The organism is Arthrobacter antioxidans (assembly GCF_023100725.1).
In the GTDB taxonomy this organism is placed as follows: Bacteria; Actinomycetota; Actinomycetes; order Actinomycetales; family Micrococcaceae; genus Arthrobacter_D; species Arthrobacter_D antioxidans.
This window is the reverse complement of sequence record NZ_CP095501.1, coordinates 3,382,361-3,406,644: the sequence shown is the minus strand read 5'-3', so window position 1 is coordinate 3,406,644 and position 24,284 is coordinate 3,382,361. Positions and strand designations below refer to the sequence as shown.

24 protein-coding genes are annotated in these 24,284 nt (G+C 70.9%); 19 read left to right on the top strand and 5 right to left on the bottom strand.

The annotated features are described in order from the left end of the window. Positions 1-113: 113 nt before the first annotated feature. From MWM45_RS15720 to MWM45_RS15710, 3 genes are all read left to right on the top strand, one after another. Positions 114-482 (top strand): hypothetical protein, encoded by a 369-nt coding sequence (locus tag MWM45_RS15720; protein ID WP_156134995.1) that lies wholly within the window; start codon positions 114-116, stop codon positions 480-482. Between the two features lie 210 nt (positions 483-692). Beyond that, positions 693-1,736, top strand: coding sequence for an NAD(P)-dependent alcohol dehydrogenase (locus tag MWM45_RS15715; protein WP_247827241.1), 1,044 nt, complete (start codon positions 693-695; stop codon positions 1,734-1,736). Between the two features lie 240 nt (positions 1,737-1,976). Further along, positions 1,977-4,001 (top strand): sensor histidine kinase, encoded by a 2,025-nt coding sequence (locus tag MWM45_RS15710; protein WP_247827240.1) that lies wholly within the window; start codon positions 1,977-1,979, stop codon positions 3,999-4,001. Positions 4,002-4,011: 10 nt separating this feature from the next. On the opposite strand, the gene MWM45_RS15705 is transcribed toward MWM45_RS15710, so the two are convergent. Further along, on the bottom strand, positions 4,012-5,094 hold the full coding sequence (locus tag MWM45_RS15705; RefSeq protein ID WP_247827239.1) for an NAD-dependent epimerase/dehydratase family protein: 1,083 nt from the start codon (positions 5,092-5,094) through the stop codon (positions 4,012-4,014). A gap of 144 nt (positions 5,095-5,238) precedes the next feature. On the opposite strand from MWM45_RS15705, the gene MWM45_RS15700 reads away from it, so the two are divergent. From MWM45_RS15700 to MWM45_RS15675, 6 genes are all read left to right on the top strand, one after another. Next, entirely contained in the window at positions 5,239-6,330 is a 1,092-nt protein-coding gene (locus MWM45_RS15700; protein ID WP_247827238.1) for a YihY/virulence factor BrkB family protein, read from the top strand. Between the two features lie 79 nt (positions 6,331-6,409). Beyond that, positions 6,410-7,420: a glutathione S-transferase family protein gene (locus MWM45_RS15695; RefSeq protein WP_247827237.1), complete on the top strand. Its 1,011-nt coding sequence runs from the start codon at positions 6,410-6,412 to the stop codon at positions 7,418-7,420. Positions 7,421-7,547: 127 nt separating this feature from the next. Next, positions 7,548-8,606 (top strand): FecCD family ABC transporter permease, encoded by a 1,059-nt coding sequence (locus tag MWM45_RS15690; protein WP_247827236.1) that lies wholly within the window; start codon positions 7,548-7,550, stop codon positions 8,604-8,606. 104 nt (positions 8,607-8,710) lie between these two features. Then, a complete protein-coding gene (locus MWM45_RS15685) occupies positions 8,711-9,676 on the top strand; it encodes a FecCD family ABC transporter permease (RefSeq protein ID WP_247829264.1) in 966 nt (321 codons plus the stop codon). Continuing rightward, on the top strand, positions 9,676-10,572 hold the full coding sequence (locus MWM45_RS15680) for an ABC transporter ATP-binding protein (protein ID WP_272496053.1): 897 nt from the start codon (positions 9,676-9,678) through the stop codon (positions 10,570-10,572). Before MWM45_RS15685 ends, MWM45_RS15680 begins: the two co-directional genes overlap by 1 nt. Further along, entirely contained in the window at positions 10,569-11,618 is a 1,050-nt protein-coding gene (locus tag MWM45_RS15675; protein WP_247827235.1) for a siderophore-interacting protein, read from the top strand. Before MWM45_RS15680 ends, MWM45_RS15675 begins: the two co-directional genes overlap by 4 nt. Here the strand turns inward: MWM45_RS15675 and MWM45_RS15670 are convergent. After that, positions 11,585-11,848, bottom strand: coding sequence for a hypothetical protein (locus MWM45_RS15670; RefSeq protein WP_247827234.1), 264 nt, complete (start codon positions 11,846-11,848; stop codon positions 11,585-11,587). The two genes, MWM45_RS15675 and MWM45_RS15670, sit on opposite strands and share 34 nt — an antisense overlap. Before the next feature lie 85 nt (positions 11,849-11,933). Next, the gene (locus MWM45_RS15665; protein WP_247827233.1) at positions 11,934-12,932 is read right to left on the bottom strand and encodes a diacylglycerol/lipid kinase family protein; all 999 of its coding nucleotides are present in this window, start codon (positions 12,930-12,932) and stop codon (positions 11,934-11,936) included. Positions 12,933-13,012: 80 nt separating this feature from the next. Here MWM45_RS15665 and MWM45_RS15660 point away from each other — a divergent pair, with 80 nt between their 5' ends. The 10 genes from MWM45_RS15660 to MWM45_RS15615 all read left to right on the top strand — a co-directional run bounded on the left by MWM45_RS15660 (position 13,013) and on the right by MWM45_RS15615 (position 22,858). Then, positions 13,013-13,795, top strand: a complete 783-nt coding sequence (locus MWM45_RS15660) for an SGNH/GDSL hydrolase family protein (protein ID WP_247827232.1) — start codon at positions 13,013-13,015, stop codon at positions 13,793-13,795. A 97-nt stretch (positions 13,796-13,892) separates the two neighbouring features. Beyond that, positions 13,893-14,435 carry a MarR family winged helix-turn-helix transcriptional regulator gene (locus MWM45_RS15655; RefSeq protein ID WP_247827231.1) on the top strand — a complete coding sequence of 181 codons (543 nt, stop codon included), beginning with the start codon at positions 13,893-13,895 and terminating at the stop codon, positions 14,433-14,435. A 153-nt stretch (positions 14,436-14,588) separates the two neighbouring features. Beyond that, positions 14,589-15,731, top strand: a complete 1,143-nt coding sequence (locus MWM45_RS15650) for a glucose-1-phosphate adenylyltransferase family protein (protein ID WP_247827230.1) — start codon at positions 14,589-14,591, stop codon at positions 15,729-15,731. A gap of 304 nt (positions 15,732-16,035) precedes the next feature. Continuing rightward, positions 16,036-16,272: a 50S ribosomal protein L28 gene (rpmB, locus tag MWM45_RS15645; protein WP_043441573.1), complete on the top strand. Its 237-nt coding sequence runs from the start codon at positions 16,036-16,038 to the stop codon at positions 16,270-16,272. Further along, complete coding sequence (gene rpmG / locus MWM45_RS15640; RefSeq protein WP_019481734.1) at positions 16,272-16,439, top strand: 50S ribosomal protein L33; 168 nt, start codon at positions 16,272-16,274, stop codon at positions 16,437-16,439. Before rpmB ends, rpmG begins: the two co-directional genes overlap by 1 nt. 3 nt (positions 16,440-16,442) lie before the next feature. Beyond that, positions 16,443-16,748, top strand: a complete 306-nt coding sequence (gene rpsN / locus MWM45_RS15635; protein WP_026545363.1) for a 30S ribosomal protein S14 — start codon at positions 16,443-16,445, stop codon at positions 16,746-16,748. A gap of 269 nt (positions 16,749-17,017) precedes the next feature. Next, positions 17,018-17,296 (top strand): HU family DNA-binding protein, encoded by a 279-nt coding sequence (locus MWM45_RS15630; protein ID WP_043441577.1) that lies wholly within the window; start codon positions 17,018-17,020, stop codon positions 17,294-17,296. 134 nt (positions 17,297-17,430) lie between these two features. Further along, positions 17,431-19,566, top strand: a complete 2,136-nt coding sequence (locus MWM45_RS15625; RefSeq protein ID WP_418909703.1) for a bifunctional copper resistance protein CopD/cytochrome c oxidase assembly protein — start codon at positions 17,431-17,433, stop codon at positions 19,564-19,566. After that, entirely contained in the window at positions 19,563-21,551 is a 1,989-nt protein-coding gene (locus MWM45_RS15620) for an NHL domain-containing thioredoxin family protein (protein ID WP_247827229.1), read from the top strand. Before MWM45_RS15625 ends, MWM45_RS15620 begins: the two co-directional genes overlap by 4 nt. Positions 21,552-21,766: 215 nt before the next feature. Then, positions 21,767-22,858: an SDR family oxidoreductase gene (locus tag MWM45_RS15615; protein WP_247827228.1), complete on the top strand. Its 1,092-nt coding sequence runs from the start codon at positions 21,767-21,769 to the stop codon at positions 22,856-22,858. 16 nt (positions 22,859-22,874) lie between these two features. On the opposite strand, the gene MWM45_RS15610 is transcribed toward MWM45_RS15615, so the two are convergent. Both MWM45_RS15610 and MWM45_RS15605 read right to left on the bottom strand, forming a co-directional pair. Then, on the bottom strand, positions 22,875-23,858 hold the full coding sequence (locus MWM45_RS15610) for a hypothetical protein (RefSeq protein ID WP_247827227.1): 984 nt from the start codon (positions 23,856-23,858) through the stop codon (positions 22,875-22,877). Between the two features lie 26 nt (positions 23,859-23,884). Beyond that, positions 23,885-24,268 carry a hypothetical protein gene (locus MWM45_RS15605; RefSeq protein ID WP_247827226.1) on the bottom strand — a complete coding sequence of 128 codons (384 nt, stop codon included), beginning with the start codon at positions 24,266-24,268 and terminating at the stop codon, positions 23,885-23,887. Between the last annotated feature and the right edge of the window lie 16 nt (positions 24,269-24,284).

The window sequence follows — 24,284 nt, the reverse complement described above, 5'->3', positions numbered from 1 at the left end:
TCCTCCACCGGATGCCGTCCGGGCGACAATGGATCACCGCAGCCTCCGCGGTGGGGGCCGAGCCGGCCCGTGGCGCCTAGGATCGGATGCGGGACCGACAGGAACGGATGCAGATGATCGGGGACGCTGGGGAGCAGGCCCGCTACACGCTCACGGACGACGGCGACTTCCTGCGCATCGAATGGGCGGCGGGGATCACGATCGGCGCCGATGACGTGCGCTCGACGACGGCCGCCGTGACTGCGGCGTCGCCGCAGGGCAGGCGCCCGCTCCTGGTGAACATCGGGCTGGTCGACGGGCTCACCCCGGAGGCCCGGCGCCTGCTCATCGAGGACACCTGCTCCCTGCGGACGGGTGTGGTGGGGGTCGACGAGGTGGGCAGGGTCCTCACGGCCTTCAACTACCGGTCGGCCACGCCGAGCCGGTACTTCACCCAGGAGTCGGCGGCCGTCGCCTGGCTGATCGGCGAGCGGACAGCATAGGGTACGTCCGGGTCCGACGGGGCAGATACCGGGTGGCACCCGCGCGCCCGCGATCGGCCGTACCGTTGGAACAGTGAGAAACCATCGGCACGCCCATGACGCGCTCACCTCCAGCCGATCCCGCCTCGCCGATCCGCGCCGGACGACACCCACCGGACTCACCGCCCGCAACTCTGCGAGCCGTGTCCCCCATTCCTCAGAAGGAACCTCATGAAGACCGTCAAGTCCTATGCTGCACCGTCCGCCACGGACCCGCTCATCCCGACGACCATCGAGCGCCGCGACGTCGGCGCGAAGGACGTCCTCATCAAGATCGCCTACGCCGGGATCTGCCATTCGGACATCCACACGGTACGCGGCGAGTGGGGGCCCCAGCAGTACCCGCTGACCGTCGGCCACGAGATCGTGGGCGTCGTCGAGGAAGCCGGCAGTGGGGCGACCCGTCACAAGGTCGGCGACCGCGTGGGGGTCGGCTGCATGGTGAATTCCTGCCGCGAGTGCGCGAACTGCCTGGAGGGTGAGGAGCAGTACTGCCTCAACGGCAACATCGGGACCTACGGGGCCGTGGACCGCGACGGTTCGATCACGCAGGGCGGCTACTCGACGCACATCGTGGTCGACGAGGACTTCGTCCTCACCGTGCCCGAGAGCATCCCCTACGAGGCGGCCGCCCCCCTGCTCTGCGCGGGTATCACCACCTACTCGCCGCTGTCCCACTGGAACGCGGGCCCGGGCAAGAAGGTCGCGGTCGTCGGCATGGGTGGGCTCGGGCACATGGCCGTCAAGATCGCCTCGGCGATGGGCGCCGAGGTCACCGTGCTCTCGCAGAGCCTCAGCAAGCAGGAGGACGGCAAGCGCTTCGGCGCCGAGCACTACTACGCCACGAGCGACCCGGACACGTTCAAGCAGCTCGCGAACACCTTCGACCTCATCATCAACACCGTGAGCGCCAAGATCGACCTGGACGCGCACCTCGGGCTGCTCGGCCTGAACGGGACCATGGTCAACGTCGGCGCCCCCGCCGACGCCCTTCCGCTGCATGTGTTCACGCTGTTCAACCAGCGGCGCTCCTTCGCGGGATCGGGCATCGGTGGCATCCGCGAGACGCAGGAGATGCTCGACTTCTGCGCCGAGCACGGCATCGCACCCGAGATCGAACTGATCTCCGCCGACGCCATCAACGAGGCCTACGAGCGCGTCCTGTCCTCCGACGTCCGCTACCGCTTCGTGATCGACACGGCCACCCTCGGGTAGTCGGCACCTTCGGCGGTCGGTCCCGGCCCTCGGCCGGAGCCGATCGCCGTGCTCCCGCCCTCGGGCTCGTCCGTGGGCGTGGGAGCGGGCAGGATGGAAAAGTAGCAAGTACACTGTGCAACGGCGGCGCCTTTCCGGCCGCCCCTGCGAGGTCCGGTCTCGACCGCGGGACGCAGGATTCCGGCACGGGATGGGATGGACGAGGGGCGGATGCGGACGGTCGCTGGGGGGCTGACACGGATGTCTCCCGTCGCGGTGCATGCGGTCTTCGCCGCGATGCTCGTGGTCGCCGCCCTCTTCGGACGCTTCACGACCTTCGAATCCTCCAGCCTCGCGCTGGTCTGGCCCGCGGCGGGGATCAACTTCCTCTGGGGGCTGTGGGCCTCACGTACCCGGCGCGATCTCGCCGTCGCCCTCGTCGTCACCGTGCCGCTCCTGGCCGGCGTGAACCTGATCACCGGCCTCAGCGCCCCTTTGGCCTTCGCGGTCGCGTTCGGGAGCGTCGCACAGACCGCGGTGGCCGTCTACTTCTTCCGGCGCCTGGTGCCGTCCGTCTGCGTGCGGACCGTGGGGGACTATCTTCGCCTCGGACTGGTGGCGCTCGGGGCATGTTCCATCGGCGCCCTCTTCATCGTCCTCGGCGTCGCGCTCGAGGGTGGCTCCGATCCGTTCGCGTCCTTCATCCCGTGGCTGGTCCGCCATGCGGTGTCGCTGACGGCGATCGGATCCCTCGGTATCGTCGCCGCAGCGAGCATCGCGGCCCTCGCCCGCGGTGAGGTCCCGCCACCGCTCGCCGTCGCCCGGCGCGCCGAATACGCACTCCTCGTCGTGGTGTCCGTGCTGGTCTACGTCATCACCTTCGGTGCGGGTTCCGCCCTGCCCATCGCCTACACCACCATCCCCGCGCACATGTGGGCCGGTCTCCGGCTGCGCCCCGGGTGGGCCATGCTGCATGCACTGGTGAGCGGGGGGTTCCTCGTCTTCTTCACCCTGGCCGGACTCGGTCCGTTCCAGGACCTCGCGCCGGTCGTGGGTGCCTACGTGGCACAGTCCTTCATGTTCATCGCCTTCTCGCTCTCCGCCGTCCTGGCGCTCAGCATGGACGAGCGCCGCCGCCTGATCGACCGCCTGTACCGCGCCACCGACGAGGCGAAGGCCGCGGCGGACCTGCGCGACCTCGTGATCGGTCGCATGAACGACGGCGTGCTCGTCGCGGGACCGGACCGCCGCCTGATCTTCCAGAACGCCGTGAGCGAGCGGTGGCTCGGGTCGGGGACGGCGCGACCCGGTGAGGTGTGGCGGCGCGACTACCAGGTCACCCGGCCCGATGGGGTGCAGCTGGAGGAGGAAGACAACCCGCTGACCCTGGCCCTCCAGGGATCGGTGACGGAGCGGATGGACCTGGACCTCGTCCATGGGTCCGGCGAGCTCGTGCACCTCTCCGTCGACGCGATGCCGCTGCCCGGCCGGCGCGGGGCGCTCGTGGTGATGCGGAACGTCACCGACGAGCGGGCGCACCAGCGGGACCTCGGCCGCTTCGCGTCCGTCGTCGCCCACGACCTCCTGACACCCCTGACGGTCTTCGACGGCTGGCTCGAGATGCTCGAGGACCCCGACCTGCCGCCCTCCGAGCGGCAGGCGAGCATCGAACGCCTGCAGCAGGCGAGCCTCCGCATGCGGAACCTCATCCGCAACCTCCTCGCCTACAGCCTGGCGAAGGAGGAGCGGATGACCGCCTCGAGGATCGACGTCGGCCGTGTCGTCGAGGGCATCATCGATCTGCGGACCGCGCTGCCCGGGACGCACCTGCCCGACGTGCGCTTCGACGTCCACGCGCCGCACCCGGTGTATGCCGACGAGCGGCTCTTCCTGCAGCTCATGGAGAACCTCGTGGGCAATGCCATGAAGTACGGGCGGACCGACGGCTCGGCCGAGGTGGCGGTCCGCACCTCGATGGACGTCTCGAGCGGCAGGACCGAGATCCGGGTGCGCGACAACGGCATCGGCATCCCGGGCGCGGACCTGGAGCGCGTGTTCGAGGAATTCCACCGGTCCGAGAACGGGCTGAATCAGGCCACAGGCACCGGCCTGGGACTGGCCATCTGCCGGCGGATCGCCGAAGGCCACGGCGGGTCGATCAGGGTCCGCAACGTCGAGGGGGGCGGCGCCGAATTCACGGTCAGTCTTCCCGGAGTGCCGGACCAGCTGCCCGAGGGCGTCCCGCTGGTCGCCGGCACCGAGGCGCCGCGGGTCCGCACGCCCTGAGCCCTCCCGCTCAGGCGCCCGAGCGGGGGTGCAGCTTCGGGGAGCCGCTGCGGCCGGCGCCGCGGCGGAGCCCGGCCAGGACCTCCGCCAGGGCGTCCCTCGAGGAGTGGCGCGGCTCCCAGCCCAGTTCGGTGCGTGCACGCGTGGTGTCCATGACGGGACTCCCGGCGGCCATGTCGATCCAGCCCGGATCCGTGCGCTGGACGCCGAGCGCCCAGCTCGCGCCGACGAGCGCGCGGAGCACCCGGACGGGCAGGCCGATGACACGCCGTGCGCCCAGCAGGTCGGCGACGCGTTCGGGGGTGAGTTCCGGCTCGGCGGCGATGTTGAAGGCGCCGGAGGCACGCTGCACCACCACGCGCCAGTAGGCATCGGCCACGTCCTCCGCATGCACGGCCTGGAAGATGAAGGAGCCGGGGACGGGCAGCAGCGGCAGCGGCAGGCCGCCGAGCACGATCTTCGGCACGAGCGGCCCCAGGAAGTACCGGCCGATCTCGCTCCCCGCCTGGCCCTGGAAGATCAGCGCGGGCCGCAGCCGCGCCACCGCGATGTCGGGGTTGTCCCGCTCGAACACGTCCAGCAGCCTCTCCTGCTCGGCCTTGTGCCGGCTGTAGTGGGAGGAGCGGATGCCGCCGGTCGGCCAGGACTCGTCCCTGCGGGGGGTCTTGTCCGAGGGGGAATAGGCGCCGACGGAGGACGCACAGACCACCTGGCGTACGCCCGCCGCGGCGGCCGCCTGCAGCACATGAGCGGTACCGGTGACGTTGGTCCGGTGCATGGCCTCCTCGTCCCGGTTGGGCTGGATGGCCCAGGCGAGGTGTACGACGGCGTCCACGCCGGAGAGCGCCGCCGTCAGGGCATCCCGGCCCTCGTCGGTCCCGATGTCGAGGGCGTGCCAGTCGACGCCCGCGTAGGGGAGGCGGTCCGTGGCGGGGATGGTCCGTGCCACCGCGATGATCGAGAGGGCCTCCGGGGGATCGGCCGTGGCGGCGCCCTGCCGCGGGGTCGCCTCCCGTTCCTCGGCGGCGCGGTGGAGTCGGGACAGAACCGCGGTGCCGACATTTCCGGTGGCGCCGATGACTGCGATGCGCATTGCTGCTCCTGGGCTGGGGGTCGCGGGGCGCCGGCGTGTGCCGGTCGGAACTGGACTACTAAGTAAGCTTATGGTGCAGTTGGAGTAGCCGCATAGCACCAAGCATGCACCGCCCCCACGCAGGGGCCAGCCCGGGAGGTTTTCATGAGCAGTAGCAGCAGGGTCACCGGTGACCCGAAGAGCGAGGCAGGGCAGAAGGCCCAGAACGCGCCCGACCCGAACGATCCCCGCAAGCCGGACGATCCCAAGGACGTCAAGAAGCCGGCCTGGAAGTACGTCTTCAAGCGCTCCGTCAGCGAGTTCGGCAAGGACCAGTGCACCGACCTCGCCGCGGCGCTGACGTACTACGCCGTCCTCGCGATCTTCCCCGGCATCATCGCCCTCCTGTCCCTCCTCGGACTCTTCGGGCAGGCGCAGGCCACCACCGACCAGGTCATGGGGATCCTCGGCGAATTCGCCCCCCAGCAGACGCTCGACACCATCCAGCCGATCATCGAGAACCTGGCCTCCAACCAGGCCGCCGGCCTGACGTTCGTCATCGGTCTCCTCGGCGCCATCTGGTCGGCGTCCGGCTACGTCAACGCGTTCTCCCGTGCCATGAACCGCGTCTACGAGGTCGAGGAGGGCAGGGGTTTCCTCAAGCTCCGCCCCCAGATGCTGCTCATCACCATCGTCGTCCTCGTCCTCATCGTGCTCATGGGCCTCATGCTCGTGCTCTCGGGCCCCGTGGCCGAGGCCGTCGGCAACACCATCGGTCTGGGCAGTACCGCCGTGACCATCTGGAACATCGCCAAGTGGCCCGTCATGGTCCTCTTCGCCGTCCTGATGATCGCCGTCCTGTACTACGGCTCGCCGAACATCAAGCAGCCCAAGTTCCGCTGGATGAGCCTCGGCGGGTTCATCGCCCTGCTCGTCCTCGCGATCACCACCGCCGGGTTCTCCCTGTACGTCTCGCGCTTCGGCAGCTACGAGGCGACCTACGGGGCCATCGCCGGCGTGATCGTCCTGCTGCTGTGGATCTGGCTCGCCAACATCTCGCTGCTGTTCGGCGTCGAGTTCGACGCCGAGATGGAACGCGCCCGCCAGCTGCAGGGCGGGATCGAGGCGGAGGAGACCATCCAGCTCCCCCCGCGCGACACCAAGGCCGCCGAGAAGAAGAGCGAGAAGCACCTCAAGCTCGTCAACGAGGGCCGCGAACTCCGCGAGAAGTACTCGCGGGAGTCCGCCCGGCGGTAGTCCGACTGCTGCGCCCGCGGGAGGCCCGGTCGTTCCCACGGCCGGGCCTCCCGCATGTCCGCCGTCCTAGACTGGCAGCATGACCGACACACAGCAGGCCGAGCCGTCCGAGCACAGCACCAAGGGGGCCTACGTGACCTCCGGCGAGGAGTTCACGCGCGACACCCAGTACATCGAGACGCGGATCACGCGCGACGCCACCGACGGTTACCCCGTCGAGGCCGGCCGGTACCGGCTCGTCGCGGCCCGCGCCTGCCCCTGGGCCAACCGCGCCATCATCGTCCGGAGGCTCCTCGGGCTGGAGGATGCCATCTCGCTGGGCACCCCCGGCCCCACGCACGACAGCCGGTCCTGGACCTTCGACCTCGACCCCGACGGCCGGGACCCCGTGCTCGGCATCGAGCGGCTGCAGGAGGCCTTCTTCGCACGGGACCCGCACTACTCGCGCGGCATCACCGTCCCGGCCATCGTGGACACCACCACCGGCGCGGTCGTGACGAACAACTTCCCGCAGATCACCCTGGACTTCTCCGGTGAGTGGAAGGAGTTCCACCGCGAGGGAGCGCCCGATCTCTACCCGGAGCACCTCCGCGAGGAGATCGACACCGTGAACCGGCGGGTCTTCACGGAGGTCAACAACGGGGTCTACCGCTGCGGCTTCGCCGGGTCGCAGGATGCCTACGACGCCGCCTACGACCGCCTCTTCAGCGCCCTGGACTGGCTCGAGGAGCGGCTGGCCGGGCAGCGCTTCCTCGTGGGCGACACCATCACCGAAGCGGATGTGCGCCTGTTCACCACGCTGGTCCGCTTCGACCCGGTGTACCACGGCCACTTCAAGTGCAACCGGAACAAGCTGACCGAGATGCCCGCGCTGTGGGCCTACGCGCGCGACCTCTTCCAGACGCCCGGCTTCGGGGACACCATCGACTTCGACCAGATCAAGAAGCACTACTACATCGTCCACGAGGACATCAATCCCACGGGAATCGTGCCCAAGGGGCCGGACCTCGCCGGATGGGCCACCGCCCACGGGCGTGAGGCCCTCGGCGGGCGGCCCTTCGGCAACGGCACCCCGCCCGCCGCGGCCTGACCCGCGCGGGGCCGCCGCGGTACGTCCGTGGCAGCCCCGCTCCGCATTAGGAAACAACTTCGTTTCCTAATGCGGAGAAGCCTAGGCTAGCCTTACCTCAGATCGATCGTCCGGCTGAGGGAGGCACATGGCAGTCCAGGCCTCCACGCTGCGCCGGGCTCCTGCCGTCCCGGCCTCCCGCCACCGCTCCACCCGTGCGCGGAACCTCGCGGCCATGCTGCTCGCGGTCCTGATCCTCGGATCGGCCTGCCTCGCCTCGCTCACCATCGGTGCCCGCTCGGTCGGCGTCCCGACCATGATCGACGCCGTGACGTCCTTCGACCCGACGAACGGCGACCACGCCGTCGTCCTCTCCCGCGTGCCCCGCACCGTCGTCGGACTGCTCGTCGGGGCTGCGCTCGCCACCGCGGGTGCCGCGCTGCAGGGGATCGCCCGCAATCCGCTCGCGGATCCCGGCATCCTCGGCATCAACGCCGGGGCGTCCCTCGCCGTCGTCGTCGGGATCTACCTGTTCGGCCTCAGCAGCGCCTCCAGCTATCTCTGGTTCGCCTTCGCCGGCGCGGGCGCCGCGGCCGTCGCCGTCTATGCCGTGGCGAGCCTCGGGCGGGACGGCGCGACCCCCGTCAAACTGGCCCTCGCCGGTGCGGCCCTGGCGGCCGGACTCGCGAGCCTCACGAACGCCGTCCTCGTCTCCAGCCAGGACACCCTCGACGCGTTCCGGTTCTGGCAGGTCGGCACAGTCGCCGGGCGGGACTGGGAGGTCATCGGCGCGGTGGCACCGTTCCTCGCGGCGGGCCTCGTGCTCACCCTGGCCACGGGGAGGGTCCTCAACTCGCTGGCACTGGGCGACGACGTGGCGCGCGGCCTCGGCCAGAACGTCCCCCTCGCCCGCGGGGTCACCGCCGTCGGCGTGGTGCTGCTGTGCGGTGCGGCCGTGGCCGCCGCGGGGCCGATCGCCTTCGTGGGACTCGTCATCCCGCACCTGGTGCGCCTCGTCGTGGGCTCCGACTACCGCTGGATCCTGCCCTTCTCCGCCCTGCTGGGGCCCGTACTGCTCCTCGGCGCGGACGTGGTGGGCCGGATCGTCCTGCCGCCGGGCGAGGTGCAGGTGGGCATCATGACCGCAGTCCTCGGCGCCCCCGTCTTCATCTGGCTCGTCCGCCGCCGCAGGATGGCGCAACTGTGAGCGCGTCCGTGGACCACGCGCCGGCCCGGGAGCCGCGCACGGATCGCCCCGCCGGGGGTCTCGCCGCCGTCCGGGCCCGCCGCCGGCGGAGCACGGGTGCGCGGCTGGCCGCGGTGGCCGGCGTCGTGGTGGTGCTGTTCGCCGTGAACGTCCTGCTCGGCTCCTACACGGTCACCATCCCCGACTTCTTCCGCATCCTCGGGGGTGCCGACATCCCCGGTGCCGGCTTCATCGTGCTCGAGAACAAGCTGCCCCGGGCGGTCGTCGGGCTCCTCGTCGGCACCGCCTTCGGGATCGCAGGCGCCGTGTTCCAGACCATGCTGCGGAACCCGCTCGCGAGCCCCGACATCATCGGCATCAGCTACGGCGCCAGTGCGTCGGCCGTCACCGCCATCGTCCTCTTCGGGGCGGCCGGTGCCGCGGTGTCCTTCGCGGCCCTCGTGGGCGCGATGGTGGTCGCGGCGGCCATCTACCTGATCTCCCGCCGCGGCGGCGTGGCCGGCTACCGCCTGATCCTCGTCGGCATCGGTTTCGCGGCGGTCATGCACGCGCTCGTGAGCTTCCTCATCACCCGCACCGACCTCCGCACGGCGTCGGCCGCGGTGCTCTGGCTCAACGGCTCCCTGAACTCCAGCACCTGGGACCGCGCGACGGTCCTGGCCGCGTGCCTCGCCGTCCTGCTGCCCGCCGCCGCGGTGCTCGCCCGCAGCCTGCAGGGCCTCGAACTGGGCGACGACGCCGCCGCGGGCCTCGGCCTCCGCGTCGAGGCCTCGCGCCTCGGGCTCATGAGCACCGGCGTCGCCCTCGCCGCCGTCGCAACCGCCGCCGCCGGACCCGTGGCCGCCGTCGCCTTCCTGTCGGGGCCGATCGCCCGCCGCCTGCTCGGCAACCGACCGTCGCTGGCCATGGCGGCCCTCGTGGGCGCGGTGATCGTGCTCGGCGCCGACTTCGTGGCCGCCAACCTCGTCCCCGGCACCTCGCTGCCCGTCGGCGTCGTGACCGGCGTGCTCGGTGCACCGTTCCTGCTGTGGCTGCTCGCCACGGCGAACCGCTCAGGCCAGGGAGGCTGATGATGGCAGGATCCGGAACCACGACGGCGGCGGCCACGCTGTCCGCCGAGGCGCTCACGCTCGCCTACGACGACCGCACCGTGATCGGGGGCCTCGACGTGGCACTGCCCGCCGGCAGGGTGACGGTGATCGTCGGCGCCAACGCGTGCGGCAAGTCGACGCTGCTGCGCGGGCTGGCGCGCCTCCTCAAGCCCGCCGGCGGCACCGTGCTGCTCAACGGCTCGGACATCTCCACGCAGCCCACCAAGGCCGTCGCCCGCGTCCTCGGCCTGCTCCCGCAGACCCCGCTCGCGCCCGAGGGCATCAGCGTCGCGGACCTCGTGGGCCGTGGCAGGTACCCGCACCAGGGGTGGTTCCGCCAGTGGACACCGGAGGACGACGCCGCCGTCGCGCAGGCGCTCGAGGCCACCGACACCCTGGCGCTCGCCGACCGCTCCGTGGACGAGCTCAGCGGCGGGCAACGCCAGCGCGTCTGGATCGCGATGGCCCTCGCCCAGCAGACGGACATCCTGCTGCTCGACGAGCCCACCACGTTCCTCGACGTCACCCACCAGATCGAGGTCCTCGACCTCATCACGGACCTCAACCGGCGGTCCGGGACCACGGTGGTCATGGTGCTGCACGACCTCAACCTCGCCGCACGCTACGCGGACCACCTGATCGCCATGCGGGACGGCAGGATCGTGGCCGAAGGCGCGCCGTCGGACGTCGTGACCCAGGAGACCGTCTCCGGGGTGTTCGACCTCGAGTGCCGCGTCATCGCCGACCCCGTCGCGGGGACACCGATGGTGGTCCCCATCGGCCGGCACCACGGCCCGCGTCACGGCCGCAGCGCCACCGCCGGGGGAACCGGCGCGCAGGACACCGTTCCGACCCCCATGGAGGCAACCTCATGACCGATGTGACCCAGCGCAGCGCACGACGGACCGCCGCGGACACCGAGCCGATGGTCCTGGCGTTCGACGTCGTCGTCACGGCCGTGCAGGACCTCACGCCGACCTTCCGCCGCATCACCTTCGGCGGAGCGTGCCTGACGGGGTTCGGCGTGGCGGGGGACACCCTCGACCTGCGGATCAAGATCGTCATCCCCTCCGAGGGCCACGCCTGCCCGGACATCGCGGCGATGATGGACGGCGAGGCCTCGGGCTGGTACCAGCGGTGGCTCGGCCTCGACGCCGCGAGTCGCGGCTCCATGCGGACCTACACGGTGCGGGAATCGCGCTGCGGCGGCCCCCGCCCCGAGATCGACGTCGACTTCGTGCTGCATCTCGACGCCCACGGCCGGGGCGGGCCCGCCGCGGAGTGGGCCGCGGCGGCGCAGCCCGGAGACAGGGTGTGCATCATCGGTCCCAACTCCGCCGCCGCCCAGTGCCGGACGGCGGGCTCCTACGGAGGGATCGAGTGGAGCCCCGGCCTCGCCCAGCACGTCCTCCTCGCCGGGGACGAGACCGCCGTGCCCGCCATCAGCGCCATCCTCGAGGCGCTCCCCGCGGACGTCGGCGGCCACGCGTTCCTCGAGGTGCCGGACGGGCAGGACATCCGGCCCATCCGGTCGCGGTCCTCCGTGCAGGTCACCTGGCTGGCCCGCGACGGCCGCACGCACGGTGAGCAGCTGGAGGCGGCGGTCCGGGACGCGGTGCGTGTTCCCGGCTGGGTCTCCCTGTCCGGAAGGCCCGCGGCGCGCGGCGGGAGCGAGCCGGAGGACGTCGACATCGACCGGGCCATCCTGTGGGAGACGCCGCAGCTGCTGGAGACGGCCATCGTGCAGTCCTCGGTCAACCCGGAGCGGCCTCCGGGCACGCAGCCGTTCTACGCGTGGATCGCGGGCGAGGCGGCCATGGTACGCAGCCTGCGCCGCTACCTCGTGCGCGACGTCGGCGTGGACCGGAAGCAGGTGGCGTTCATGGGCTACTGGCGCACGGGGCGCTCGGAACTGGCCTGATCCCGGAGGTCGACCCGTTCGTGCCGTCGTGCACGCCGGCCGCGGAGGGCCAGGACGACCCAGTACGCCGCCAGCCCGACACCGATCACGAGGAACATCCAGTCCCAGGCGTTCCCGTCGCCGTAGGCGAGCCGGATGATGATCGGGATCGTCAGCAGCACGGCACCGAGACATCCCGCGATCAGGCGTCCGTCACCGTGCTGGATCCCGTTGCTCTTCGTTCTCCCCATGCGTCAACCCTGTCAGGTCGTGTCCTCGAAGTGACGGGCCGGGGCCGCTCCCGTCGAAGCGCCCCCGACTGCCGCAGCCGACCCGTCAGGGCAGGGGCTCGCTCACCACGGCGGGGTCCTTGTAGCCCAGCGGCATCCGGAGGCGCAGGGAGTTCGGCTTGACCTCGAACGCCATATGGGTCGCCTTGCCGAGGGGATCGCCGTCGAGCTGCACCTCCAGCGGCTCGTGCAGGGTGACCTCCGCGGTGCGGCACTGGAAGTACTCCAGCGAGGAGTCCCTGCCCTTGCCGCGGGCGAAGAGCTTGCCGACGACGGCGAGCCAGCCGAGCTTCCCCTTCGGGGCGACCGTCATGAGGTCCATGAGGCCGTCGTCGATCTTCGCACCGGGGAAGATCTCCAGGCCGCCCATGATCTTGCCGCAGTTGCCGCCCATGACGCTGCGCAGGCGGCGGTCGAAGGGCTTGCCGCCGTCCACCGAGATGGTGGTCCGGGTGGGCTTGCCGGGAAGGTTCCTGATCCCGGCGTCCACGTAGGCGAGCCAGCCCACCTTGTCCTTCAGGTCGTCGCGGGTATCGGACATGATGGCGGCGTCGTAGCCGATGCCGGCCATGACGAGGAAGACATGGGCGTCCTGCGCCCGGTCCACGGTCACATGCACGACGTCGATGGTGCGTTCCGTCCCGCGGAACGCGGCCTCGACGGCGGCGTCCGGGTCGTCGACCGCGATGTCGAGGTTGCGGGCCAGGAGGTTGCCCGTGCCCAGCGGCACGAGGGCCATCATGGCGTCGGTGCCGGCGAGCTCCTCGGCGACGCACCGCACGGTGCCGTCACCGCCTGCGGCGATGACCAGGTCCACGCCGGCCTCGAGTGCCTGCCGGGCCTGGCCGTGGCCCGGATCGTCCGCCGTCGTCTCGATGACCAGCGGTTCCTCCCACCCGTCCTCGGCGGAGATGCGCTTCACGGCTGCCTCGACGTCCACCGTGGTGATCTTGATCGGGTTGACGATGAGCGCGGCGCGGCGCCGGTCCGATCCGGTGTCCGCGAGCGTCTCGGTGCTCGTTTCGAGTGTTGCTTCGGTGGGCATGGTGTCCTTCGGGCAAGGTGGAGGGATGGCTCCGTCGAGCTTATCCCGGTGGGCGCGGCTGCCGGGGGTAATCTTTGGTCGTGACCTACACCCAGCGATATGTGGCCCTTGGCGATTCCTTCACCGAAGGGGTGGGTGACTGGGATCCGGCGTCGCCCAACGGCGTCCGGGGATGGGCGGACCGCGTCGCGGAGCAGCTGGTCCTCGCCGACGGGTCCTGGGGCTACGCGAACCTCGCCATCCGCGGCAAGAAGATGCGGCAGATCCTCGACCAGCAGATCGACGCCGCCCTGGCACTCGAGCCGACGCTCGTGACCGTGTACGCAGGGGCCAACGACATCCTGAGGCCGCGCGTCGACATAGACCTCCTGATGTCCCGGTACGACGACGGCGTGGGCCGGCTCCGCGCGGCGGGAGCCGCCGTCGTGCTCTTCACCGGCTTCGACACGGCGGGTTCCGCCGTCTTCGGGAGGACCCGCGGCCGGACCGCCGTCTACAACGAGTGGGTGCGCGAGATCGCCGACCGGCATGCCGCCGGAATCGTCGACTACTGGCGCCTGCGCGAGTTCCAGGACTGGAGCTACTGGGACGTGGACCGCATGCACATGTCCGTCGCGGGGCACACGCTCATGGCCGCGCGCGTGCTCGAGGCCATGAAGGCCTCCCACCGGATCGACCTGCCCGAGCTCGAGGCCCGCCCCGCCCTGAAGCGGGCGGACCAGTTGCGGGCCGATGCGCAGTGGGCGCGGGAGTACCTGACGCCATGGGTGGGCCGGCGACTGCGGGGCGTCTCGTCCGGCGACGACCTGGCGCCGAAGTACCCGGTGCTGGGCCGCCCGCACTGGGCGTCGATCAGCGCCTGAGGCCCGCGGCGAGCACGGATCCCGCCCTGCCCGCAACCATGCCGGATCCGCCGGTGCGGGCCTCCGACCGCGGGACCCCGTGTGCCAGAATGAGCGCATGGCGGCGCACTGGCTCACACCCGACGAGCGGCGGGCATGGCTGGCCCTCTACGCGCTGACCTCGCTGCTCCCCGCGAACCTCGACGCCCACCTCTTCCGCGAGGCGCGGATCACCCTGTTCGACTACCACGTCCTGGCGATGCTCTCGGAGGCCGAGGGCACGAGCCTGCCCATGAGCGAGCTCGCCGCCCGGTCCACGGCATCCCTCTCCCGGCTCAGCCACGTGGTCAAGAAGCTCGAGGGCCGCGGGTGGGTCACACGGCTGCCGTCCTCGTCCGACGGGCGGGTGACCACGGCCTCCCTCACCGCCGCCGGGTTCGAGATGCTGACCGACCTCGCGGTGGCCCACGTGGCGCAGGTCCGCTCCACCGTCTTCGACGCCCTCGACGACAGGGACGTCGCCGACCTCGAGCGGGTGGGCCGCAAGATCCTCCGCGGGATGGACAGCGCGCACTGGACCCTCGCCGACGGCGGAGCGGCGCCGGAGACGGCCCTGGCGGGCGGGGCCTCGGCCCCGGGAAGCCCGCGCGAGAAGCTCTAGGCCACCCGGCCGGTGCAGGGCCCGGCCGGCCCTACTCGACACGGCCCTACTCGACACGGTTCTACTCGACACGGTTCTACTCGACACGGTTCTACTCGACACGGTTCTACTCGACCCGACCACGACACGACCACGACCACGACAGGACGGCCCATGGACCAGCAGACGAAGGCCCGGCAGCAGCCGCGCACCCTCGCGATCGTGCTCGCCGGCGGAGCGGGAGGGCGCCTCGGCGCGCTCACCGACCACCGGGCCAAGCCCGTCATGCCCGTCGGCGGCAGCTTCCGGCTGATCGACATCCCGCTATCCAACCTGCACCACAGCGGCATCTCCGACGTGTGGGTCATGGAGCAGTACCAGCCGAAGACGATCAACGACCACCTCCGCAACGGCCGGCCCTGGGACCTCGACCGCACGCGCGGCGGGCTGCTGGTGCTGCCCCCGTTCAGTGGGGGAGCGGGGGAGGGGTTCGCCGAGGGCAACGCCGACGGCCTGCTCCGTCAGGCAGCGTCCATCCGTGACTTCGCGCCGGACCTGGTGCTCGTCCTCAGCTCGGACCACCTCTACCGGCTCGACTACCGCGACGTCGTCGCCACGCACCTCGACCGCGGGGCCGCGCTCACGGTGGTCACCGTGGACTTCGACGGCGACGCCTCCGCCCACGGCGTCGTGGTCGTGGACGACGACGGCCGGGTGACCGACTTCGCGTACAAGCCGGAGGAGCCCCGGACGCGCATCGTCACGACGGAGATCTTCCTGTACACGGCTTCGACCCTCCTCGACGCCCTCGAGCACCTGGAGGACGCCCATGACGACCTGGGTGACTACGGACACCACCTCGTGCCCCACCTGGTGCAGCAGGGTTCCGTCGTCGAGCACCGGCTCGGGGGGTACTGGCGGGACCTCGGGACGCCGACCAACTACCTCCGCGCCCACCTGGACCTCGTGGACGGCGAGGGCCTCGATCTCGCCGACCCGGACTGGCCCATCCTCACCGAGCCCTCGGAACTGGTACCGGCGTTCGTCGGCGACGGCGCCGTCGTCGGGAGCTCGCTGATCGCCCCCGGGGCACGGGTGTTCGGCACGGTCCGCCGGAGCGTCGTCGGTTCCGGGACGACGGTCGAGGCCGGGGCGGTCGTGGAGGATTCCGTCCTCCTGAACCGGGTGCGGGTGAAGGCCGGGGCGGTCGTGCGGAATGCCATCGTGGATTCGGACGCCGTCGTCGACGGGGACCGCCTCGGTGCCGGTCCGGACGAGCCCGCCGTCGTCGGCCGGGACGGGCTGATCGACGACTGACCCGTTTTGGCCACGCCTGATCCTGCCGGTAGGATGGTAGGGCGTTTGGCTGTGGCTGATGACGCCCTTCCACGGACGGGAGGAATTTGCCCAGCGACCCGCGACTACCTAGAATTCAAGGCTGTGCCGGCCGCAAGGCCGCGCCCCGCCTGAACTTCACCGTCTTCCCCGCGGCGAGGCGCTTCGGCAGGTTCTCACCCTGCCAGGTCAACCTCCGGAAAGCTGCAGTAATAACGGTGTCATTACTGGTGGCGGGACGCCCAACAAGTGATTCCGTCACGTTCATCTAATCTGGAGGAGAGTTATGGCAGCCCACTGCCAAGTGACCGGAGCCGAGCCCGGCTTTGGACACAGCATTTCGCACTCGCACCGCCGTAACAAGCGCCGGTTCGATCCCAACATTCAGAAGAAGCGCTACTACGTGCCTTCCCTGCGCCGCAACGTGACCCTGCAGGTCTCGGCCCGCGGTATCAAGACCATCGACGTGCGCGGCATCGACGCGGTCGTCGCGTCCATCCTCGCGAGGGGAGTGAAGCTCTAATGGCCAAGGACAAGGACGTACGTCCGATCATCAAGCTGAAGTCCACCGCCGGGACGGGCTACACCTACGTGACGCGCAAGAACCGTCGTAACGATCCGGACCGCATGGTCCTGATGAAGTACGACCCCAAGATCCGCAAGCACGTCGAATTCCGAGAGGAGCGCTAAACCATGGCCAAGAAGTCAAAGATTGCTCGCAACGAGCAGCGCAAGGTCATCGTGGAGCGCTACGCGGCCAAGCGCCTCGAGCTCAAGAAGACCCTCGTCGACGAGAACGCCACCGACGAAGCACGCGAAGCCGCACGCCTCGGCCTGCAGAAGCTTCCCCGCAACGCCTCGCCGGTGCGCCTGCGCAACCGCGACCAGATCGACGGCCGCCCCCGCGGCACGCTCCAGAAGTTCGGCATCTCGCGTGTCCGCTTCCGCGACATGGCGCACCGGGGCGAGCTGCCCGGCGTGACCAAGTCGAGCTGGTAGTCAGCCCCCGGGGCACCACGCCCCACCGCATCACCCGCCGCCTCACGCGGTAACCGAAGAAGCCGTCACCCCTCGGGTGGCGGCTTCTTCGCGATGGTGCCCCGATCGGGGCCGGACGCCCGGAAAACAGCCTCGACACAGCCGTGTTTCCGCCGCAAAGCCGCGTGAACACGCGGGTCGGGGCGTCCAAGCTGGTAAGTTTTCGGACAGAGGCTTTTCGAATACCGCGAAAAGCTCTTTCAGAAGAGTGACGTCCAGGAGGACAAAAATTGGCTAAGAACCGTAGTGAACTTGTTGCAGAGGTAGCCGCGAAGGCTGACACCAGCCAGGCTGCCGTCAACAGCGTCCTCGATGCGCTGTTCGACGTCTTCTCCGAGTCCATCGCCAAGGACGAGAAGATCACCATCCCCGGATGGCTCGCCGTCGAGCGCACCAGCCGCGCAGCCCGCACGGGCCGCAACCCGCAGACCGGCGAGACCATCCAGATCGCCGCCGGCCACAGCGTCAAGCTGACCGCCGGCTCGAAGCTGAAGGCTTCCGCCAAGTAGTCCCAGGACTGACCGACCCCAGGGGACCGTTGCCATCAGGCGGCGGTCCCCTGGCGTTGCCGGGCCCGTTCCGGACCCGGCACGGACCCGCCGGAGATTGGCCCTATTTCTACTCGGGGTAGAGAATGGTGTACGTGCCGACCATTGCGAAGCAACCCCGGGAGACTGCCGCCGCTTCTTCCCCCGAGCGTGCCGTCGGGACAGGCTGGCTCGTCCTGGCCGGCGTCGTCGTCCTCGGCGCCCTCACCGTCGCCCTGCTCTACACGGGGGCGGCCGCCGCGCGGCAGCTCGGAGACCCCGGCGCCCTGACCCGATGGGGCCTGCCGGTCGCCAAGGTGCTCAACAACACGGCCGCCGCCGCGACCATCGGCGCCCTCGTCTTTGCCGTCGTCATGCTCCCGCGCCGCGTCGGCCCGCGGGGCCGGAAGCCCGCGGAGACAGCCGCCGAGCACCCCGCCTTCTCCCGTGTGATGCTGCTCGCCGCCGTCTCCGCCGTGGCCTGGACGCTCGGTGCGCTCGGCGTCATGATCTTCACCTACTCGGACGCGGCGGGACTGCCGCTCAGCACCGACCCCACCTATACGCAGGGGCTCGCCGCTTTCCTCACCGACTTCTCCACCGGACGCGCCTGGCTCGTGACATCCATCGTCTCGGCCGTCCTGGCAACGCTCCTGTTCGGCGTGCGGTCGCAGACCGGGCTGGCCCTGACCCTGGTGCTCGCCCTCCTGAACCTGCTGCCCATGGCCCTGATCGGCCACTCCGCCAGCGGGAACGACCACAACGCCGCCGTGAACTCGATCGCCCTGCACCTGGTGGGTGTCTGCCTGTGGGTCGGCGGGATCATCGCCCTCGCCGTGGTGGGCGGCACGCTCGGCGAGCAGACCCTCCCGGTCCTCAAGCGCTTCTCCGCGCTGGCCGGCTTCGCGTTCATCCTCGTGGTCGCCTCCGGCGTGGTGAACGCCGGCCTCCGGATCTCCGATCTCGGGCAGCTCAGCTCCCCGTGGGGGCTGCTCGTCACGTTCAAGACCATCGCCACGATCCTGCTCGGCGGTATCGGCTGGATGCACCGGCAGTGGATCATCCCGCAGCTCGAGGCCCCCGCCGGGTCCACCGCGTCGAGGATGTCCGCGCGCCGCGTCCTGTGGCAGCTCATCATCGTCGAACTCCTCATCATGAGTGCCGTGCTGGGTGTGGCCGGGGCCCTCGGGCGCACGGCACCGCCCCGCTCCGAGGAACTGCCCACCGAGGCCGGCCCGGCGCGGATCCTGACCGGATACGACCTCCCGCCCGAGCCCACCGCGGCCCGCTGGCTCACCGAGTGGCGCCCCGACTGGCTGTGGATCGCGGTCGCGGCGACCTTCGCCGTCGCCTACGTCCTGGGCGTCGTGAAGCTGCACCGCCGCGGCGACTCCTGGTCACCGCTGAAGCTCATGAGCTGGCTGACGGGCCTTGCGCTCCTCACCTACTTCACCTCCGGTGCCCCCGCCGTCTACGGCATGGTGCTCTTCAGCGCGCACATGGTGGACCACATGGCCCTGACAATGGTGGTGCCGCTGTTCCTCGTCCTCGGTGCGCCCGTCACCCTCGCGCTCAAGGCGCTCAGCGCCCGGCGGGACGGCACGCGCGGCATCCGGGAGTGGATCCTCGTGATCGTGCACTCCTGGCCGTCGCGGATCATCACGCACCCGCTCGTCGCGGCCGGCAACTTCGTGGCGTCCATCATCGTGTTCTACTACTCGCCGCTGTTCGGCTTCGCGCTGCGCGAGCACGTGGGCCACGAACTGATGATCACCCACTTCCTGATCACCGGCTACATCTTCGTGCTGTCCATGATCGGCTCCGACCCCGTCCCGTTCCGCGCCCCCTACCCCATGCGGCTGCTGCTCCTGTTCGCGACCATGGCCTTCCACGCCTTCTTCGGCGTGACCCTCATGGGCTCGACGTCACTGCTCGAGGCCTCCTGGTTCGGCAACATGGGCCGCGAGTGGGGGCCCTCCGCCCTCGCCGACCAGCAGGTGGGCGGCGCCGTGACGTGGGGCGTGGGCGAGATCCCCACGCTGCTGCTCGCGATCGGCGTCGCGATCGTGTGGTCACGTTCGGACGCGCGGGAGACGAAGCGCAAGGACCGCGCCGCGGACAGGAATAACGACGCCGACCTCGCGGCTTACAACAGCATGTTCGCCGACCTCGCCGCGCGCGACGCCGGACCCGCCCGTGCAGGCCAGCAGCCCACGGCGCGGGTGACCACCACCGCAGGAGACGATGAATGACCGAGACCACCGTGCGCACCCGCGCCAACTACCGCGTGCGCGGCTCAGCCCTGACCGGCCGCAATTGGCTCAACACCGGCGGCAGGCAGCTGCAGCTCGAGGACCTCCGCGGAAAAATCGTGATCCTCGATTTCTGGACCTTCTGCTGCATCAACTGCCTGCACGTCCTCGACGAGCTCCGCCCGCTCGAGGAGCAGCACTCGGACGTCCTGGTGACGGTCGGCGTGCACTCACCGAAGTTCGAGCACGAGGCGGACCCCGATGCACTGGCCGCCGCCGTCGAACGCTACGACATCCACCACCCCGTCCTCGACGATCCGGAGCTGACCACGTGGCAGGCCTACACGGCCCGCGCGTGGCCCACGCTCGTCGTCATCGACCCGGAGGGCTACATCGTGGCCCACCTCTCCGGCGAGGGCCACGCCGCAGGCCTCACGTCCCTCGTCGAGGAGCTCGTCGCCGAGCACGAGGCCAAGGGCACGCTGCACCGCGGCGACGGCCCCTACGTCCCGGCGGAGAGCACGGCGGGTGACCTGAAGTTCCCCGGCAAGCTCCTCGCGCTGCCCGCCACCGGCACCTTCCTCGCCGGCGACACCGGCCACCACCGGCTCGTGGAGCTCGAGGCGGACCTCGTCACGGTGCGCCGCACCATCGGCTCCGGCACGAAGGGCTTCCGCGACGGCGGTGCCGACGATGCGGAGTTCAACGAGCCGCAGGGGCTCGCCCTGCTGCCCGCCGAGCTCGCCGCCGAGGTCGGGTACGACGTCGTCGTCGCCGATTCCGTGAACCACCGCCTGCGCGGCGTGGACCTCGCCACGGGCGAGGTGCGCACGCTCGCGGGCAACGGCACCCAGCGCCTGCTCGACGCCGGCAACCACACGAAGACCGGGCTGCAGGAGAACGCCTTCGAGGTGGACGCGGAGAGCGAGGCGCCGCGCCTCACGGAGACGGAGCTCGGCACCGACGCGCTGAACGTATCGCTGTCCTCGCCCTGGGACGTGCTCCACTCGACGGTCCTGGACCGCGTGGTCGTCGCGATGGCCGGCACGCACCAGATCTTCACCTACGACCCCCGCACCCACGCCGTCGACATCCTCGCCGGGACGGGCCTGGAGGGACTGCTCGACGGCGATGCGTCGGCCGCGTGGTTCGCGCAGTCCTCGGGCCTCGCGGAGGACGCGAACGGCAGCATCTGGATCGCCGATTCGGAGACCTCCTCCGTGCGGATCCTGTCCTTCCTCGAGGTCGACGGCAGCCGGCGCGTGCAGGTGCAGACCGCCGTCGGGACCGGCCTGTTCGACTTCGGCTTCCGTGACGGCGACGCCGGGCAGGCGCGGCTGCAGCACCCCCTCGGCGTCACCGCGCTCCCCGATGGCTCCATCGCCATCGCCGACACCTACAACGGCGCCGTCCGCCGGTACGACCCCGCGACCCGCCAGGTCTCGACGCTGCTCCGCGGCCTGTCCGAGCCGTCCGACGTCCTCGTGGACCTGACGCCCGTGGCCGACGGCGGGGACCCGCTGCTGATCGTCGTCGAGGCCAACCGGCACCAGCTGGTCCGGGTCCCGCTGCCCAAGGAGACCCTCGCCGTGGACGAGGGAGCCTCCCGGACCCAGCGGCCCACCACGCCGATGTCCGCGGGCCCGGTGGGCCTCACCGTGCGCTTCACCGCGCCGAAGGGCCAGAAGCTGGACGACCGCTGGGGTGATCCCACGCAGCTGAAGATCAGTGCGTCGCCGGAATCGCTCCTCGTCTCGGGCGGCGGCACATCGACGGGCCTGACCCGCGAGCTCGTGCTCTCCCCGGACGCCGACGGCGGCGTCCTGCACATCACCGCCCGCGCCGCGTCCTGCGACGGCGAGCCGGGCGGCGAGATCCCCGACCACGCCGCATGCCACCTGTACCAGCAGGACTGGGGGATCCCCGTCACGCTCTCGGCCGACGGCGGGACGAGCCTGACCCTGGACCTGCGGGGCCTCGACTGATCCTCCCGTAGGGCATGCCGCCGCGCCGGGCGTCCGGACCCGGTGCGGCGTCCCCCGGGACGCACCCGGTCCCGGCGCGGACGACCGGCACTCCGTCCGATTCGGGGCAGTCAGGCCCGGCACGGGTGTGCCGCAGAGCGGGTCGTGCCCGACGCCGCCCCCCACCCCACACCGTGCCGGCACTTCGCCGGCAGCATCACGACGAGGAGCGCACCATGACGATCGACGACCGACCAGCAGGCACCACCCCAGGGACAGCCCTCGTGGTGGGGGCGACCGGCATCGCCGGATCGGCGCTCGTCGAGAAGCTCCTCGCCGACGGGTGGCCCGTGCTGGCGCTGTCCCGCCGGCCCGGCGCCGCGCGGGAGGGCGTGCGCTGGCTGTCCGCGGACCTGACCTCTGCCGAGGCGCTCGCCGCGGTCCTCGCACCGGAGCATCCCACGCACGTCTTCTTCACCGCCTGGTCCCGCAGGGACACCGAGGAGGAGAACATCGAGGTCAACGCCGGCATGCTGCGTGACCTGCTCGCCGCGCTGCGCGGCATGGACGTGGCCCATGTGGCCCTCATGACCGGGCTCAAGCACTACCTCGGCCCGTTCGAGGCCTACGCGGCGGGCGAGATGGCGGACACGCCGTTCCACGAGGAGGAGCCGCGCCTGCCGGTCCGCAACTTCTACTACGCGCAGGAGGACGAACTGTTCGCCGCGGCGGCGGATCAGGGCTTCACCTGGTCGGTGCACCGCGCGCACACCGTGATCGGCCACGCCGTCGGCAACGCGATGAACATGGGCCTCACGCTCGCCACGCAGGCGGCACTGTGCAGGGACGCGGGCGAGCCCTTCGTGTTCCCCGGCTCGGAGACGCAGTGGAACGGGCTGACCGACATGACGGACGCCGGCCTGCTCGCGGAGCACATGCTGTGGGCGTCGACGACCCCCGCGGGCGCCGACGAGGCGTTCAACATCGTGAACGGCGACGTGTTCCGGTGGCGCTGGATGTGGCCGCAGCTCGCCGCCCACTTCGGGGTGGACTGGGAGGGCTACGACGGCGCGCCGCGACCGCTGGAGCAGGCGATGGCCGGGCGGCAGGACCAGTGGGCGGACCTCGCCGCGCGCCACGGCCTGGCGGAACCCCGGCTGGATCGCATGGCCTCCTGGTGGCATACGGACAGCGACCTCGGGCGCGGGATCGAGGTGGTCACCGACATGGGCAAGAGCCGGGTGGCCGGCTTCACCGGATACCGGCGGACCCTCGACGCCTTCACGGACCTGTTCGAGCGCTACCGCGCCGAGAAGCTCATTCCCTGACGCCGGCCGGGACGGGCTAGTAGCGGACGACGGGCGTCACGGTGACCTCGTCCCCGGTTACCGTGAGATCGGCCTCGAACTCGAACGGGACCGTCTCGGAGACGCCCCGGACCGCCCCGGAGAAGAAGTCCCGCAGCTGCGTGTCGATCCGTGCGGAGCCCCGCAGCGGTGCCAGGAGCCACTCGCCGCCCTCCGCGGTGATGCTGACGGCGGGGTACTCCCCGATGGACCAGGCGATGTCCCCGGCCAGGCGCTCGTTCGTCACGTAGTTGAAGGGGCAGTTGGTCGGCTGGAAGACGGTCTGCCTGGCGCACCCGTCGAGGAAGGCCCGCAGTTCCTCGTCGACCGCCCGGGTGAGTTCCGGCGTCGCCTCCGTGGTGAGGGCCAGGGGAGGCGGCGGCTCCCGGCCCGTGACGACGGCGTGCTGTTCGGGGGCGGCGAAGAACTGCCCGTCGTACTGCGCGGTGATGGCTGCCGGGTAGAAGGAGGCCAGCCCGGCGGCGCCGTCGGGGAGCCCCACGTCCACACCGTTCACCGCGGCCTCCACGCTGTTCCCGACCGTCACCTGCACGGTGGGCAGCACGGACTCCTCGAAGCGCCAGACGTTGAAGAAACCCCACTCGGTGTCGATGCGACGGAGCGGGAAGACCGTGGTGGTCTCCTCGCCGTCGAGGGTGTAGGTCACGGGGACCTCGACGCGGTCGGCGCCCGATTCCCGCGCCTCGCCGACGTCGACGTCCTCCACGGGCGCACTCGCGCGGCGGAGGGCGTCGCCGTCCAGCAGGGCGGGATTGGCCCCCTCCGGGACCGACGCGTTGAGCAGGCCCAGGGCCTCCCCGCCGTCGCCGTCACGCAGCGCTTCGAGGTACAGGTCCACCTGGTGTTCGGGGCTGTAGAGCCGTCCGTTCATGAAGGAGACGGTGGCCACGAAGGCCGCGCCCACGAGCACGAGACCGAGCAGCCACGCTGCGAGGACCTTCTTGACCGGGGTGGTGTGCACGGTCCCACGTTACCGGGTGGGCCCGATCAGCCGGGCAGGAAGCCCAGGACGGTCCCGATCACGGCGCCCGCGAGCCCGACGGCCGCGATCCGGCGCACCCCGCGATAGGGCTCCTCGAACGACCAGTGCGTGGGGTGCCGGGCCTGGTAGAAGATGGCGACGTCCTCACCCGGCGGCAGCGGCGGCGGGTGCGGCGTCCGGCTGCGCCGTGGGCGTGAGCCACTGGACCACAGGGCTTCGACGATGCGGAACCGGTGGTCGTGCCAGCGCAGGTAGGGGTGCCCCTCGTGCTCGAACGTGATGGCCTGCGTCCTGGTCCACGAGCCGTACGCGATGCGGACGACGAGCGCGGCGATGAGCAGCACCAGCCCCAGCACGGTCAGGGTGGAACTGACGATCTCGATCAGCATGATCTGGGTGGGACAG